Raw genomic sequence first — 13,939 nt, forward strand, 5'->3', positions numbered from 1 at the left:
ATCGGGCGGAGGGTGTCGCGTCAGGCTGCGAGTGCGTATGCGGGTGGCGGCCCGCGCCTGATCACCAGGTGCTGCAACGGGTCCCCGGTGGCGGGGGACGGGGCGTCGGCCGCGGTGCGGAGGGTGCGCGGCCCGGTCGCCGGGCCTCCGGGAAGCCCGGCGCGCAGTGCGTTCACGAGCGCGAGCGCGGCGCGCAGCGCACGCAGCCGGGCCCCGGCCGCGATCTGTTGGGCACCGTGTGCGGACAGCCGGGCCAGCCGGAACAGGGCGATCTCGCCGTGCCGCAGCAGCCAGCCGCTGGCCACGGCGGCCAGCACGTGGCCGAGCAGCATGGGCAGGCTGGGCAGCAGACCGGCGAGGCCGGCCGGGTCCGAGACCGCCGCGGAGGCCATGTGCTGGTGGCCCCGGTCCGCCACCGACGCCGGGTCGATGCCCGCGGTGGTGACGATGCGGTGCGCTTCGGCGGCGTTCAACTGCGCCGGGCCCATGCCGCACACGAGGCTTGCCGCGAACCGGATCAGCGGGTCGTCGCCCGCTGCGGTGTCCGTCGGGGCGGGGTGTGTCCCCACGCCGAACAGGGTGTGCAGGGCGACCTGTCCGCCGGCCAGCGCGGCGACGATGAACGGCAGCGAGCGCTCGCGTCCGGCGAGCGGTGCCACGATCGCGAAGACCCCCAGGAATCCGGCGAGCAGGGTCCACCAGGGGACGGCCGCGCAGGAAGCCAGGGAGTGACCTGCCGCGGACAGCGTGATGCAGACCGCGGTGAACACCGCGGTCCTCAGGAGCCGCAGACCGGCTCCGGCGCGTGCGACAGGCATAAACATGGCGGGGCCATCATCGCACCGCGCCCCGGGCCTCCGTACGGCAGGTCCGGAAGGTCGCCTTCCATCCGATTGGTTGCGGCCGGGGCTGCTGTGGCGGGGTTCGGACACCGGGTGGGGAGATCGGCCGGGTTCGGCATACACGGGTGTACGGAGTGCTGGTATCCGCCGAATGAGCGGTCTCACATCCGGTCTGTGCTTACGAACGCTCCTGCGCGGCAATACGTATCGGTATGTCGAGCCGCAGCCAGGAGGCTGGAGCATGAGCATCTGGTGGTCCCTCCATTTGCGGCGCGAGGCTGCGAGCGTTCCGCTCGCCCGTCGTTTTCTGCTGGGCACGATGGAGACCGCGGGCGTGGATCCGGAGATCTCCTTCGACCTGTCGGTCGCGCTCACCGAGGCCTGCGCGAACGCCGTTGAGCACGGCGGCGACCACAGGGTCCAGGGCGAGCGGAGCGATGACCGGGATCCATGGGACGTATGGGACGAGCTGCCCGGGACGGCCTCCGGGCAGTACCGGGTCACCGCCTATCTGGACGGCGAGAAGTGCCGTATCGAAGTCGTCGATTCGGGGCCGGGTTTCCCCGCCAGGCGCACGCTGCGCACGTCCGCGCAGCAGCGCGATCCCCTGCAGTACCCGTCGCTCGCCGCGGAGGACGGCCGGGGGCTCTGTCTGATCGAGCAGCTCGCCGACCATGTGCACTTCGGCAACCGTCCCGGCCGCGGAGCCGTGGTGAGCTTCGACAAGGTCCTGAAATGGCGGAAGGACGCCCTGCTCATGGTGTCTTGAGCGGGGCGCCCTTCGACGCGTGAAGACGGCGACCGGGCCTGCCGGACAGGCCGGGCCCTTCGGATCAGCCCTTGAGCTGAGCCATCCACGCCTCGACCTCGTCGGCCCGGCGCGGCAGCTTGTCGGAGAGGTTCCGGTTGCCGTCCGCGGTGACGAGGATGTCGTCCTCGATCCGGACGCCGATGCCCCGGTATTCCTCGGGCACGGTCAGGTCGTCGGTCTGGAAGTACAGACCGGGCTCGACCGTGAGGCAGACGCCGGGCTCCAGCGTTCCGTTGACGTACGTCTCGGTGCGCGCGGCGGCGCAGTCGTGGACGTCCATGCCGAGCATGTGGCCGGTGCCGTGGAGCGTCCAGCGGCGCTGCAGGCCCAGCTCCAGGACCTTGTCCACGGACAGGTCGCCCAGCAGGCCCCATTCGACGAGCTTCTCGGCGAGTACGCGCTGTGCCGCGTCGTGGAAGTCGCGGTAGTCGGCACCGGGCTTGACGGCCGCGATGCCGGCTTCCTGGGCCTCGTACACGGCGTCGTAGATCTTCCGCTGCAGCGGCGTGAACGTGCCGTTGATCGGAAGGGTGCGCGTCACGTCGGCGGTGTAGAGGTCGTTGGTCTCCACACCGGCGTCGAGCAGCAGCAGCTCGCCGGAGCGCACCGGGCCGTCGTTGCGCACCCAGTGCAGCGTGGTGGCGTGCGGGCCGGCCGCGCAGATCGAGCCGTAGCCGATGTCGTTGCCCTCGATGCGGGCGCGCAGGAAGAAGGTGCCCTCGATGTAGCGCTCGCTGGTGGCCTCGGCCTTGTCGAGGACCTTGACGACGTCCTCGAAGCCGCGTGCGGTGGCGTCGCAGGCCTTCTGCAGTTCGGCGATCTCGAAGGCGTCCTTGACCAGTCGGGCCTCGGAGAGGAAGACGCGCAGTTCCTCGTCGCGCTCGGCGGTGACCTTGTCGGTCAGCGCGGCCTCGATGCCGGCGTCGTGGCCGCGGACGTTACGGACGGGGCCGGTGGCCTCGGTCAGCGCGGCCGGGAGTTCGCGCACGTCCTTCGCCGGGATGCCCAGCAGCTGCTCGGCCTCGGCGAGGGAGTGACGGCGGCCCACCCAGAGCTCGCCCTGGCCGTCGAGCCAGAACTCGCCGTTCTCGCGGTTGGAGCGCGGCAGCAGGTGGATGGTCGCCTCGTGGCCGTCCTCGGTCGGCTCCAGGACGAGGACGCCGTCCTGGGTCTGGTCGCCGGTGAGGTACGCGTACTCGGTGGAGGCACGGAAGGCGTACTCGGTGTCATTGGAGCGGGTCTTCAGGTTGCCCGCGGGAATGACCAGACGCTCACCGGGGAAACGCGCGGAGAGCACGGCGCGACGGGCGGCGGTGTGCCCGGCCTGGGCGATCGGTTCGAGGTCGTGGAGTTCCGTATCGGCCCAACCGGACTTCATGTTCGCGGCGAGTTCATCGGAGACGCCCGGGTAAAGGCCGTTCTTCCGCTGCTTGACCGTCTCTTCTTCCTCGGTCTCCGGGGTCTCCGGGGTGAGCTCCTCAGCCACGACTTGTCTCTCCTTGATACGACATTGGACCCCGTCCATCGTACGGGCGTACGGAAGGGGGCACAGGGCCGGAAGACCTGTTGCACAGAGTCTGGCCCCGGGGCGGCCGTACGAGTCGGCCGGGGCGGGCCCTATCGTGGGGGAGGTTGTAAAAGGAGCTCACAAATTGGGCGCCCGGCTCGCGCTCCCGTTTTGCGAGCTCCGCCAAAGCTCTCAGTCGAAGCGCGCGGCCAGAATGACCACGTCCTCCGCGCTGTCGTCCCGGTCGAGCGCGTCGGGCAGGACGGTCCGCAGTACGTGGTCGGCGACGGATCCGGCGTCGTCTCGCAGCGCCTTCGGTACGCGCGCCGCCGCCGAGTGGAGCCGTGCGAACGCCCGGTCCATCGAGTCGCCGGTACGGCGCAGCAGTCCGTCGGTGTAGAGGAGTACGGTCTCGCCGGGCGCCGGGGTGATCTCCACGCTGGGCGCCTCCCAGCAGGCGAGCATGCCCAGCGGCGCGGAAACCGAGGTCTCGATGAACTCGGTGCGCCGGTCGCCGATCACGAGCGGCGGGGTGTGGCCAGCGCCGGCCAGCAGGATCGTGCGACGTGCGGGTTCGCAGTAGGCGAACAGGGCGGTCGCGGAACGGGCGGGTTCGGTCAGCCGCAGCAGCAGCTCCAGATCGGAGAGCACGGCGACCGGATCCTCGCCCTCCATCACGGCGTACGCCCGCAGACCGGCGCGCAGCCGGCCCATGGCGGCCAGGGCGCTCGGCCCGGAGCCGTTCACCGAGCCCACGGCGAGACCGAGTGCGCCTTCCGGCAGTGCCAGCGCGTCGTACCAGTCGCCGCCGCCCTGCGGTGCCGTGCGACGGCGGGCGGCCAGCTGTACGCCGGGGATCCGGGGCAGCCGGGTGGGCAGCAGTTCCTCCGTGACGGTGGCGACATCGGCCCTGGCCCGCTCCAGCTCCAGCAGCCTGGCCAGATGCTCGCCCGCGTGTCCGGCATAGAGGTCGAGGAGATGGCGTTGGCGTTCCAGCGGTTCGGCGGGTTCGTCGTACAACCAGACGGCGGCACCGAGCCTGCCGGTCGCTTCGGCGGTGAGCGGCAGGGCGTGGCTGGCGGCGTATCCGAGCCGGGCGGCGACCTCGCGGCGGCGGGGGTCGAGGCTGCTGTCGCCGAGCAGATCGGGGGTGCTCAGCGCGCCTTCGGTGTCCGGGAGCCCTTCCAGGATCCGGCCGTAGGAAGTGGCGCTGCGCGGCACCGTCTCGATGTGTCCGAGCTCGGCATGGGCGAGTCCGAGGCCGATGGTGCTGACGGGGCCGCGGCGGTCGGACGGTTCGAACACGACCAGTCCGCGACGGGCGCCGACGAGGGCGGCTCCGGCGTCCAGCAGTTCGTGCAGGGCGTCGTCGAGTGTGCTCGTTCTGGCCAGTCGCTCGGTGAGTTCGTGGAGCGTGGTGAGATCGGAGATCCAGGCGGCCAGCCGGTCCTGGATGAAGGCTCCGGGGGCGGCCGGTACTCCGGACAGAGAACCGGCAGCGTGCGCTGAAACAGGAACCATGGGATCGATTCCAGCCATTTTCGGCAGGTGCGGGGCGCTCATGGCAGTCGGCTTTCCCACCGGTGCGATTCGTCGAATAGCATCGCAAACCCCCATGTCATTCTGCGCCGCTATCAGTGCATCCGCGTGTACACGTAGCATCCACATGTACACGCACAAGTAAGGCGATGTCCAGCATTGTCCCTGCGGGATTTATGGTGTCCAAGCTACTGTCAAGTTGGCTGAAAAGTGCACCCTGTGGCGGCTATTTGCGGTCGACTGGGTGTGCTCGACAAGGGGTGTTCTCGGGGCGAAGTCCCGGAGGGAGCATCGCTTCGGGCATGCTGGGTACGTAATCGATGGTGACCAGGGGCAGTTCCGATCGCCCCGGAACCCGGCAGCGGGCCCGGACGTCCTCTCTTGTGACGGCCGCGCCCCACCCCCGAGTGGCGGGGTCTGCACCGTGGGACGACAGGCGCGATACGTGCGCCGCTCCTCGCCATGATCGTGTCCGGACCCGTCTCGCCCCTGCTCGACCAGGCTCGGCCCATGCTCGGTACCGACGACCCACCCGTACCGCAGATTTGAAAAGCATGTACGCAAAGTGAAGTGATGAACGCGTGTTGTGACGTGCACGCGGTGTGATGTGGACCCTCGGCGTTCAACGGAAAGGAACGAGCGCTCATGCGCGAGATCCTCGGTAGGCGACGCAGGCTCCGGCGCAGGGGAAGGCCCGCCCAGCTCGACGCGGTCCTGACCTGTGCCACCGCATGGCAGTGGCCCGTGCTCCCCGGAGTGGGACCGGAGGCGGCCGGTGGCCGCGGTGACCGCGGCCGTGGCTGCGCCTGTCCCGATCCCGAGTGCGTCGTACCCGGCGCACACCCCTTCGATCCCGGTCTCCTCGCGGCGACCACCGACGAGCGCATGGTGCGCTGGTGGTGGACGAACCGCCCGACCGCTCCGATCGTGCTGGCCACCGGCGGCCGTGCCCCGTGCGCGCTGAGTCTGCCGGCCGTGGCTGCCGCCCGGGCGCTGGCCGAGCTGGACCGGATGGGCGCACGGCTCGGCCCCGTGGTGGCGACGCCGACCCGGTGGTCGCTGCTGGTCGCCCCGTACACCCTCGAACGGCTCGGCGAGTTGCTGCACGCCCAGGACTGGGTGCCCAGTTCGCTGCGGTTCCATGGCGAGGGCGGCTATCTCGTTCTTCCGCCGTCCGAGGTGGGGGCGGGGCAGGTGCGCTGGGAGCGGGCTCCCGCAGCGGGCCCCCGGCCGCGCTCGAACCAAAGAGCCGCCGTCCCCCTCCCTGCGCCCGCCGCGCCGTGGCTGCCGGATGTGGGCGCGGTGCTCGACGCGCTGGTCGAGGCGAGCAACGGAGCTCCGGACGGCGGCAGCCGGCTCGCCTACTGACGGGTGGTCGGCTCACTCATTCGGGCGTGAGCCGACCCGAGCCACCGTGACAAAAGGGGCATGCGAGGCCGGGTGTTCATATTCCGTCGACATCCCCGTCAGGCCGTCAGGAATTCGGGCGGAACCGATACCTGTCGCCAGTGGCGACAGGTATCCACGGGGTCCATGGGGGGCGACGGTGTCTGCGGGTGAGGCAAGGCCGTGCGACTTTTCCGGACCCTCTCTCCGCCCCGGTTCTCTCCACCCTGGTTCTCGTGTCGGCCCATGCAAAGTCTGCCGCTGCAAAGTGGGTCGGCGCAGGACCTTCTGATGGATCTTCCGAATCCCCCTGGAAGGATTCTTCGAAAATGCATTCGAGTAACTCTGTGGAAGGCTATTCGCGAAGCATTTCCGGGTGTTCGGCCGCCGTGAAGGCGGACGTGCTGTCAACCCGGGCTCCGGCGTGCCGGGTTGACGGCGGCACGCAGGTGCTGGGAAGCCGGGGGCCGGTCGTGGAGGGAGGGGCTCGGTCGCCCGTGGCGTCCGTACCGGTGGGGTGGTCGTGCTCCGCGTCGTGCGCGGTGCGCGCCGTATCCGGAAATGAGGATGCCCGGTCGCTGGCGACGGGGGATGCACCAGCGACCGGGCTTCTAGAACGGTAACAAGAGATCTGTCGTTCGCAAATTCGATCTCACGTATTCGGACAGCGATTTACCTCCGAGCACGGGGAGTTGTGACGTGTATCACCGCACGGCCCGAGGAATCGTCACTGTCAGCTGAGCGTCACTTGGCGGTTGGTGAGCCCGCCGCGGGCCCGCCGCTCCTCGGCGGTGAGCGGAGCGTCCGAAGCGAGCGCCGCAGTCAGCCGCTCGGCGAGCTCGGCCGCGGGCTTCTCGCACTCCGCGGCCCCCATCGCACTCGGCAGATCCCAGACCGGGACCATCAGCCCGTGCGCCCGGAAGGAGCCGACCAGCCGTGTCCCCTCGCCCAGCGACGAGGTGCCGGCGGCGTGCAATCGGGCGAGCGCGTCGAGGAGCTGCTCCTCGGGGTGGGGCATGACCCAGCGCAGGTGGTTCTTCTCCGGGGTCTCGCACCAGTACGCGGCGTCCACTCCGGAGAGCCGCGACGTCGGGATCGCCGCCTCGTTCGCACGCTCCAGGGACGCGGACACCTCGGGCGTGGCGTTCTCCGCGTCCGGAACCCAGAACTCGAAGCCGGAGTGGACCACGGGCCCGAACGCCGCGCCGGGGTCGAGCAGGTCCTGCAGTCGCGGACCTTCCGCCGGTGCGCGCCGGGCGGCCACGGGCGAACCGGGCTCGGCGGCCAGTGCCCGCTGCAGCGTGTCCGCGAGGTCACGGCTGAGGTCACCGGACGGGGTGTCGTTCTGCAGGGCGAGCAGCACCGAACCGTCGTCACGGCGGAGCGCCGGCCATGCCATCGGAAGGACGGTCGCGAGCGTCACCGAGGGCACGCCCTCGGGCAGCCCGCCCTTCAGCGTCAGCTCGACCGTGGCTGCGGGCACCAGCTCGCGCAGAGCGACCCAGTCGCACTCACCGGCCAGCCCCTCGAAGGGCCGGTGGACGAGCTCGGTCACGGCCTGGGCGGCGGCGCGGCCGTGGCACGCCTTGTAGCGGCGGCCCGAACCGCACGGGCAGGGCTCGCGAGCCCCCACCACCGGGATCTCGCCATCCTTGAGCTGCTGCTTCCCGGCCTTGGTCTGAGGGCGCTTCTTGGCCATGGTGGGCTTTCTCCCGATTGCGACAGTGCGGTCTGGGCCGCGAGCCTAGCGGCCCGTGTCGCGTCCGGGGCACATGCGCCCGCACGCCGGGCGGTTGTGGAGGTACGGAACGCCCGCGCGAACGCCGCCCGACCTGGCCGCCTGTACGTCCGTCCACCGATCCGTGTGCCGGTGCGACTGCTCGTACTGCAGTCGTCGCACACTCCCGTACTCGTGCCCGTGCCCGTGCGGGAACGTCAGCCCACGTCGTCGAAGGCGTCCGCGAAGCCCGGACCGTCGAGCCCTGACGCACTCGGTACTCCGGACACCCGCCCGTGCCCCTCGCTGACGAGGACCCACACGGTGACTTCGCCGGAAACACTGTCGCGTACGCCCCACTCCTCGGCGAGCGCGCTGATGATGTTGAGCCCGCGGCCGCCGCGCGCCGTCACCGATGGTGTGGCCGGAATCGGTCGGGTCGGACCGCCTCCGTCCGTCACTTCGACGGTCAGCCCGCCCGTTCTGTCCACGCGCCATGCGGCGCGGATGTCGCCGTCACCCACATCCGTGTGTCGACCCAGTGGCCTGCCGTGACGGCAGGCGTTGCTGAGTAGTTCGGAAAGGATCAATACAGCATCGTCGACGACCGAATCCGGCATCCCGTAGCTGCGCAATTGCTCACGCATCCGGTGCCGCGCCTGACCCACGCCCGCAGGGCCATGGGGTACGGCCATGCTCGACGACGTCAGCACTTCCTGTGCCACCACCAACGCCACCCCCGAGACCTCCTTTGCCCCACGCCACGGAGTGGATGCCCCTCCGGACTGGACCGGAAACCGGCCAATCGCCTGCCAGTGACGCACTTGCAACGATCGAGTACGGTTCGAATGCGCCGGTGTACTCCCTGTAACTGATGTTAAGAGCGTCCCAGTTGTGACAGAACCTGTTTCGGGCGGTTCGTAATGATTGCGTCGACACCGAGATCGATGCAGAGCTCCACGTCCTCCGGTTCATCGACGGTCCAGACGTGTGCGCGATGGCCCGCACGGTGCAGGCGTTCGATGTAGCCGGGGTGGCTGCGTACGATCCGCATCCCCGGGCCTGCGATCCGCGCCCCGGCCGGCAGCCGTCCGTCACGCAGACGTGGTGAGACGAACTGCATCAGATAGACGGTGGGCAGGGTGGGTGACGCGACCTGGATGCGGTGCAGGGAGCGTGCCGAGAAGCTCATGATCCGCACCGGTGACGGGCCGCCGGCCGGCGGCGCGTCGAGTTCGAAGCGCTTCAGCAGGTGCAGCAGCCGCTCCTCGACCTGGCCCGCCCAGCGGGTGGGGTGCTTGGTCTCGATGGCCAGCTGGAGCGGGCGCCCGGCGGCTCGCGTCTCGGTGACCAGTTCGAGCAGCCGTTCCAGGGTGAGTACGGAGGTGAGCTCTCCCGGCACCGGATCCCAGTCCGGGGACTCCGACTCCTCGCGGTCCTTCCAGGAGCCGAAGTCGAGGGCGGCGAGCGCGGAGAGCTCCAGTGTGGAGACGGCACCGCGGCCGTTGGAGGTGCGGTTCACCCGGCGGTCGTGTACGCAGACGAGGTGACCGTCGGCGGTGAGCCGTACATCGCACTCCAGGGCATCGGCGCCGTCCTCGATCGCCTTCCGGTAGGCGGCCAGGGTGTGCTCGGGGGCGTCGTCGGACGCGCCCCGGTGGGCGATGACCTGGATGGGAGGTTGGGTGGATTGCTGCCGTGCGTGGGTCACTGCGTCATGGTGTCACCGAGGAGGGAGTGCTGGGTACAGCTCGCGCCGCGGCCGCGCGCGCCTCGCAGGGGGGGCCGTTTTGCCGGATGTAAGGATTGGCGTGCGGATGCACAGGTCCTGCTTACAGTGGCCTGACGTGTCGTGGGAAAAGCTGTCTCGGGACACGTACACAGCGGATCTCTTACCGAAAATGATGTGGAACCGAGGAGTAAAAAGCTGTGAGCACAGAGAACGAGGGTAACGAGGGCACTGCGGGCGAGGCCGTTCCGCCCGTTCCGTCCGCACCTCCAGTGCCGGCCGACGCTCCTCAGGGGTCGCCCGAGAGCACGCCCGCGTCCCCACACGGACCCACGCCCGCCCCGGCGCACCCGGAGGCGCCGGAAGCGGCAACCGCGCGGCAGCCGCTCCCCCCGACGGGCGAACCGGCGGACGCGACCGCGCACACGGCTCCCATTCCGGCCACGCCTCCCCCCGGGTTCCGGTCGGCCGCCGAAGCCAACTGGCCCCCGCCCCCTCCCGCCGTCCCGGCGTACGCGCACCACGGCGCGGACGGCGGCGGCGGTCCGGTCTGGGGTGCCCCGGCTCAGCTCCACTCTCCCGAAGGCCCGCGCAAGCGGGGCACGGGCGGCGGCCTGGTGGCCGCGGTGGTGGCGGCGGCGCTGGTCGCCGGCGGTATCGGCGGCGCCCTCGGCTTCTGGGCGGCCGACCGGAACGGCGGCTCGACCACGGTCTCGGCGTCGACCGGTCCGCAGGACCTCAAGCGCGATCCCGGCACGGTCGCGGGCGTGGCCGCCAAGGCGCTGCCCAGCGTGGTCACCATCGATGCGCAGGGCGGTGACGGCGAGGGCGGTACAGGCACCGGCTTCGTGTACGACAAGGAAGGCCACATCCTCACGAACAACCACGTGGTGGCCTCCGCGGCGGACAGCGGTCAGCTCACTGCGACCTTCTCCAACGGCAAGAAGTACGACGCCGAGGTGGTCGGCCGGGCGCAGGGCTACGACGTCGCCGTTCTGAAGCTGAAGAACCCGGCGTCGGGGCTCACCCCGCTGTCCCTCGGCAACTCGGACCGGGTCGCGGTCGGCGATTCGACGATCGCGATCGGCGCCCCGTTCGGTCTGTCCAACACGGTGACCACGGGCATCATCAGCGCCAAGAACCGGCCGGTCGCCTCCGGTGACGGTTCCGGTGGCAGCAACTCGTACATGAGCGCCCTGCAGACCGACGCCTCGATCAACCCGGGCAACTCCGGCGGCCCGCTGCTCGATTCGCGCGGCGCGGTCATCGGCATCAACTCCGCCATCCAGTCGGCCGGCAGCAATGTCGGTCAGACCCAGGCGGGCTCCATCGGCCTCGGCTTCGCGATCCCGATCAACCAGGCGACGAACGTCGCCCAGCAGCTGATCAAGACCGGCCAGCCGGTCTACCCGGTGATCGGTGCCACGGTGGTGATGGACGGCAAGACCGGCGGCGCGGTCATCTCCGACCAGGGCGCGGGCGGTACGGCAGCCGTGTCGAAGGACGGCCCCGCGGCCAGGGCCGGCCTCCGGGCGGGCGATGTCATCACGAAGTTCAACGACACCGTGATCGACAGCGGTCCGACGCTGATCGGCGAGATCTGGACGCACAAACCCGGCGACCGGGTGACCGTGACCTACAAGCGCGACGGCAGGACGGCAACGACCGAAGTCACCCTGGGGGAGCGCAAGGGCGACAGCTGACGGACCGGCCGGATACCCCCGACGCTGATCCCGCGTCCACCCGGGCGATGACCGGTCGCCGGACCAATGGGGATGCCGGAGCGTCTCAACCAGTGGGCCGGGCCTCGGCGCCGGCCGGCGGAGAAGGACATGGGTGCCTTTGCAGCACTCCCGGTGCGGACCGTCGGGGGCGTGGCGGCGGTCCTCGAGAGGCCCGTGACCATCCTCTGTGCAGGATTCCCCGGCGGAATCAATGAGCCGGTACTCTGTAGGCGCTCCGCCGCAGGTGGCCGGGGCAGGGGTGGGTTGCCCGAGCGGCCTAAGGGAACGGTCTTGAAAACCGTCGTGGCGCGAGTCACCGTGGGTTCAAATCCCACACCCACCGCAGCAGGTCAGAGAACGTACTGATCAGAAGGGGTGTCCCGACCGAGGGGGCACCCCTTCGTCATGGGTCCTGTCTCACCTTGACCCTCCCCTGTACCCCTTTGGATCACGGTGTGTGGACCAGGCGTGGACCAAGCAAGCCGTCTGTGGCGCAGCGGTCAGGCAGGAGAAAGACCTCGTGATCCACGCGGCGACCCGGTATGAAGGCTCAACTAGCGAGCATCAGCAGGGGAGTGTGGAGTGGGCTGGGCCAAGAGGGACGGCAAGCAGTTTGCGCTTCAGGGCGCTGGCCCGGCGCAGAGCGACACACTGGTGCACTTCACCAGCCGCGGTGAGTATGCGAGCTTCACGCTTAAGGTGTCTGAGGAGTTCCGCCAGATGACGGCCCAGGAGCGGCTGGACTCCAGCCTCGGCTCCGGCCGGCTCTACGGGTATCCCCCGTTTGGCGCGCAGCAGGCGTTTCGTCTGTTTCTCTGAGAGCCCGCCAGATCATCTTGCCCATCTAATCGCCGATCGAGGGTTCGGCCCTTGGGGTGTAGTTGTCACCCGGGCTGGCGTACTCAGCCACGACGGTGGAGCCGTCGCCTATGTGACCGAAGACGTGTACGAGCGGTTCGCCGATGCTGGTCTTGGGCACTGGGCCGTACCCATACGCGAGAACTCCCAGCGGATGCACGAGCGTGAGTGGAGAGCGCCGTTGTGCGAGGAAACGGACGGAAAGATCAAGCAGTACAGCTGCTTCTCGATGACTAGGGCACACGCGATTCTCATTGGAGACCCGAACTGGCGTCCTACGCCCATCACCACGGGGTACCGAAACGGGTACAACGGTGAACAGGCGTACGCTGACGACCCCGCTGCCATCCCCGTGACGGAACTTCCGGAGATGTGGCGCAAGAGCGATGTTTGGGTTTGGAATCGCGAAACGCGATCGATCGACAAGTATCCAGCCGGCGTCCTTGCCTGAGAGGGCGATTCCGTCTGGGAAGCGAAATCCGCCTACTATCTCTGGGGGGAGGCGGATTTCGGTACGGCGCGCGTCTTGCTATTGAAGGGGATCGTGGTTCTATGTCTTACTCGACCCCTATGCTGCGCACATAGCGATCGTTAGTGTCGGTCGATTGCCTCGCGTGATCTTGCCAATAGCGCCAGCGCTCCGAAAGGTATGTGCGCCGTTCTTCGCTCATCATGACGGACCGTGCCAGAGCGCCGTCCGGGTCTCCCAGCAGCAAGGCCCCAGCGCCGACGAAGGCGCTCGTCCCGTAGACGGGTGAGAAGGCGAAAAGTTCGGGCCCCTGCGACGTCATGGTCAGGGTCATAGACCCAGAATGGTCGTATCGCGGGCGCAATGCGTCGAACGTCATGAACGTTTCGCTGCTTCCTCTCTGCTGATCCCGCTTGTATCTCAAGGCGTTTGGGTTCGCATGGCCTCCACCCACCCTGAATTCCGACTCCCGCCCGTAGGTCAGCACATACTGTGGTTCAAGTGGTCGGTCGAGGTAGTGATCTCCGAGGAAAAGGAACTTCTCGCGAAATATCGCTTGGTTCCCTTCGCGTGCGAACCAGGAGCGCCAGTCGTTGAGTTGGTCGCGGGCCTCAGTGAACTCGCTGGTTGGTCGACCGTTCTGCTTGAACCAGCGCTTTGAGGGCTTCTCGATCTCAATCAGGATGGGTGTGACAAGTCCGGACGACCGTGTGATCCACATGAAGTCCGGTTCGAATGATCGGCCAGCTCCCTCCAGCCTTGGGCGACGGAAAACCGCACCCATGTCGGATCCGTGATGACCTCCGGGGCCGACATCGCCGCTTCCTCCCGGGATCATAGACGGATGCAATTCTAGAAAGGACTGAATGGCGTCTTCCTCGGGGTCTTCGCTGAGGAGCGTGTGCCACTGTGCGAGTGCCTTGTCCGAATACTTCTCCCATGGGAGCGGCATGGGGCGTGAGGGGTCGGTGTCCGGCCCGATTGTGCGAAACGGTCTCCCGGGTGAACTTGTGTTTTCCACCGGTTCAGGGTACTGGTCAGACGCTTGGGTTGTTGCCCCTTATTGGAACTCCTAATGGAATGATCTTTCGCGTCAGGAGTCGAAGTCTGGCGAGGAAGCAACACGGCTGGCCCTGAGCACCTGGGCGAGGGTCGAAAGCGCTTCGAAGACACCAAGGACCTCGCTGAGGAACTCGAGATACGTCATCCCGAAGGGGCTCTCATCACTGACGATGCGGCCTGTCTGGAGGCCGTGATGTGCTGTCGCGTGCCCAATCGTGTTCCGGCGGCGATTATTGAGAAAGCTCTCGAATGACTCCCATCCTGGCACTTGTGCCACATATGCGATCTTGTAGGC

12 protein-coding genes and 1 tRNA gene are annotated in these 13,939 nt (G+C 68.6%); 6 read left to right on the forward strand and 7 right to left on the reverse strand.

Annotated elements, in window-relative coordinates; translation table 11 throughout:
- Positions 1–20 precede the first annotated feature (20 nt).
- Positions 21–824 carry a hypothetical protein gene (locus tag ACZ7L9_RS09435; RefSeq protein ID WP_471413933.1) on the reverse strand — a complete coding sequence of 268 codons (804 nt, stop codon included), beginning with the start codon at positions 822–824 and terminating at the stop codon, positions 21–23.
- A gap of 259 nt (positions 825–1,083) precedes the next feature.
- On the opposite strand from ACZ7L9_RS09435, the gene ACZ7L9_RS09440 reads away from it, so the two are divergent.
- Positions 1,084–1,611: an ATP-binding protein gene (locus tag ACZ7L9_RS09440; RefSeq protein ID WP_471413934.1), complete on the forward strand. Its 528-nt coding sequence runs from the start codon at positions 1,084–1,086 to the stop codon at positions 1,609–1,611.
- A gap of 64 nt (positions 1,612–1,675) precedes the next feature.
- On the opposite strand, the gene ACZ7L9_RS09445 is transcribed toward ACZ7L9_RS09440, so the two are convergent.
- Both ACZ7L9_RS09445 and ACZ7L9_RS09450 read right to left on the reverse strand, forming a co-directional pair.
- On the reverse strand, positions 1,676–3,139 hold the full coding sequence (locus tag ACZ7L9_RS09445) for an aminopeptidase P family protein (protein ID WP_471413935.1): 1,464 nt from the start codon (positions 3,137–3,139) through the stop codon (positions 1,676–1,678).
- Positions 3,140–3,352: 213 nt separating this feature from the next.
- Positions 3,353–4,699 carry a PP2C family protein-serine/threonine phosphatase gene (locus tag ACZ7L9_RS09450; protein WP_471413936.1) on the reverse strand — a complete coding sequence of 449 codons (1,347 nt, stop codon included), beginning with the start codon at positions 4,697–4,699 and terminating at the stop codon, positions 3,353–3,355.
- A gap of 645 nt (positions 4,700–5,344) precedes the next feature.
- Here ACZ7L9_RS09450 and ACZ7L9_RS09455 point away from each other — a divergent pair.
- Positions 5,345–6,067, forward strand: a complete 723-nt coding sequence (locus ACZ7L9_RS09455) for a bifunctional DNA primase/polymerase (protein ID WP_471413937.1) — start codon at positions 5,345–5,347, stop codon at positions 6,065–6,067.
- A gap of 751 nt (positions 6,068–6,818) precedes the next feature.
- Here ACZ7L9_RS09455 and ACZ7L9_RS09460 read toward each other — a convergent pair.
- The 3 genes from ACZ7L9_RS09460 to ACZ7L9_RS09470 form a co-directional block, all read right to left on the reverse strand.
- Positions 6,819–7,784: a DUF5926 family protein gene (locus ACZ7L9_RS09460; protein WP_471413939.1), complete on the reverse strand. Its 966-nt coding sequence runs from the start codon at positions 7,782–7,784 to the stop codon at positions 6,819–6,821.
- A 236-nt stretch (positions 7,785–8,020) separates the two neighbouring features.
- Positions 8,021–8,626, reverse strand: a complete 606-nt coding sequence (locus tag ACZ7L9_RS09465) for an ATP-binding protein (protein ID WP_471413940.1) — start codon at positions 8,624–8,626, stop codon at positions 8,021–8,023.
- A 53-nt stretch (positions 8,627–8,679) separates the two neighbouring features.
- Positions 8,680–9,513, reverse strand: coding sequence for a glycerophosphodiester phosphodiesterase (locus ACZ7L9_RS09470; RefSeq protein ID WP_471413941.1), 834 nt, complete (start codon positions 9,511–9,513; stop codon positions 8,680–8,682).
- A 218-nt stretch (positions 9,514–9,731) separates the two neighbouring features.
- Here ACZ7L9_RS09470 and ACZ7L9_RS09475 point away from each other — a divergent pair, with 218 nt between their 5' ends.
- From ACZ7L9_RS09475 to ACZ7L9_RS09490, 4 genes are all read left to right on the forward strand, one after another.
- Positions 9,732–11,234: a S1C family serine protease gene (locus ACZ7L9_RS09475; RefSeq protein ID WP_471413942.1), complete on the forward strand. Its 1,503-nt coding sequence runs from the start codon at positions 9,732–9,734 to the stop codon at positions 11,232–11,234.
- 279 nt (positions 11,235–11,513) lie between these two features.
- Positions 11,514–11,598: transfer RNA gene (locus ACZ7L9_RS09480), tRNA-Ser, on the forward strand.
- 239 nt (positions 11,599–11,837) lie between these two features.
- Entirely contained in the window at positions 11,838–12,074 is a 237-nt protein-coding gene (locus tag ACZ7L9_RS09485; RefSeq protein WP_471413944.1) for a hypothetical protein, read from the forward strand.
- A gap of 112 nt (positions 12,075–12,186) precedes the next feature.
- Positions 12,187–12,564, forward strand: coding sequence for a hypothetical protein (locus tag ACZ7L9_RS09490; protein WP_471413945.1), 378 nt, complete (start codon positions 12,187–12,189; stop codon positions 12,562–12,564).
- A gap of 106 nt (positions 12,565–12,670) precedes the next feature.
- On the opposite strand, the gene ACZ7L9_RS09495 is transcribed toward ACZ7L9_RS09490, so the two are convergent.
- Positions 12,671–13,534: a Shedu anti-phage system protein SduA domain-containing protein gene (locus ACZ7L9_RS09495; protein WP_471413947.1), complete on the reverse strand. Its 864-nt coding sequence runs from the start codon at positions 13,532–13,534 to the stop codon at positions 12,671–12,673.
- Positions 13,535–13,939: the final 405 nt, after the last annotated feature.

The organism is Streptomyces sp. NPDC111516, from assembly GCF_055635345.1.

Coding starts and splice junctions, on each gene's coding strand:
- ACZ7L9_RS09435 (WP_471413933.1), bottom strand. CDS start 824: ATGTTTATGCCTGTCGCACGCGCCGGAGCCGGTCTGCGGCTCCTGAGG.
- ACZ7L9_RS09440 (WP_471413934.1), top strand. CDS start 1,084: ATGAGCATCTGGTGGTCCCTCCATTTGCGGCGCGAGGCTGCGAGCGTT.
- ACZ7L9_RS09450 (WP_471413936.1), bottom strand. CDS start 4,699: ATGGCTGGAATCGATCCCATGGTTCCTGTTTCAGCGCACGCTGCCGGT.
- ACZ7L9_RS09455 (WP_471413937.1), top strand. CDS start 5,345: ATGCGCGAGATCCTCGGTAGGCGACGCAGGCTCCGGCGCAGGGGAAGG.
- ACZ7L9_RS09460 (WP_471413939.1), bottom strand. CDS start 7,784: ATGGCCAAGAAGCGCCCTCAGACCAAGGCCGGGAAGCAGCAGCTCAAG.
- ACZ7L9_RS09495 (WP_471413947.1), bottom strand. CDS start 13,534: ATGCCGCTCCCATGGGAGAAGTATTCGGACAAGGCACTCGCACAGTGG.